The 1,160-nt window shown below is 64.1% G+C and carries 1 protein-coding gene; it reads left to right on the top strand.

Annotated features, from left to right (window positions below; genetic code table 11):
* The coding region (locus B3Q33_RS03110) for a hypothetical protein (RefSeq protein ID WP_286826837.1) at positions 1 to 1,160 on the top strand (1,160 nt) is incomplete at both ends.

Genomic DNA, 1,160 nt, shown 5'->3' with positions numbered 1-1,160 from the left:
CTGCTGGTGGTTATCGCCATGGCCGGCGTGGTTGTCTGGCGTGAAACCCACCCTATCCCCATTCTGCTACAGGCTCTCGACCGGCTCTGTTTCTTTGCCACCTTTGTGTCGTCCCTGGGTCTGCTGCGGGTCTCCGCCATGCGCTCGCGGCTGGTGCGCGAGGCCGGCACTACCCTGATCCGCCAGAAACCGGCCCTGCGTTATCCCACCCTGTCACTGGGCACCGCCCTGTTCGGGGTGATCATCAATATCGGCGTGCTCAATCTGTTCGGCGCCATGGTACTGCGCAGCAATACCCTGAAAGCCGCCGGTGGCCATGATGATATTCAGGCGGCGCGGGAGCGACGCATGATGCTGTCGATTCTGCGAGGTTTTGCCCTGGCACCGCTGGTGTCACCACTGGGCATCACCATGGCGGTGATCCTGGCCAATATGCCGAGCCTTACCTGGGCCACACTGGCGCCGGTGGCACTGCCCACCGCCGGCCTGTTCTTCCTGCTGGGCTGGTGGTTGGACTGGCAACTGCGGCCCGGTCATCTGGCCAGCCGCGTTCCACACACTGCGCCACCCTCCCTGACACCCTTGTGGCAATTCACCCTGCTGGCGCTGGCGATCACCCTGGGAGTCTTTGCGGTATCGATAGCAGCCGAGCTGCGTCTACCGGTGGCGGTGCTGGTGGCCTGTCCGTTGTCAGCTATTTTGTGGATGGCCCTGCAACGGCAGCGACTGGGTGGCGGCACCGGCTTGCCTCGGGCACTGACATTACTGGGGCGACATTCCCGGCTGATCTTTGGCGCCAACCGGGGTGAAATTGCGGTGCTGGGCGGCTCCGCCTGCCTGGGCGCGCTGATCACGCCATTGATTGACCCGCAGATGCTGCATGAGATGCTGTTGGCCACTCATCTTCAGGGCGCCGCCATGGCCGTGGCCGCCATGTTGCTGGTAGTGGCGCTGGCCCAGATCGGCCTCAACCCGATTGTGTCGGTAACGCTACTGGCATCGCTGCTGGGCGATGGTGTGGGCGCCGATCCCCGCCTGCTGGCCGTGGGCCTGATGTGCGCCTGGAGCCTGTCGATGATCTCCTCACCCTTCACCGCGTCCATGCTGGTCCTCAGCCAATTGATCAGCCGCTCGCCCTACCGGATTGCCTGGCGCTGGAA

It is taken from the genome of Alcanivorax sp. UBA3183 (genome assembly GCF_002364155.1).
In the GTDB taxonomy this organism is placed as follows: Bacteria; Pseudomonadota; Gammaproteobacteria; order Pseudomonadales; family Alcanivoracaceae; genus Alcanivorax; species Alcanivorax jadensis.
Note: the sequence above shows the minus strand (reverse complement) of the source record. Positions and strands in the feature narration are given on the sequence as shown.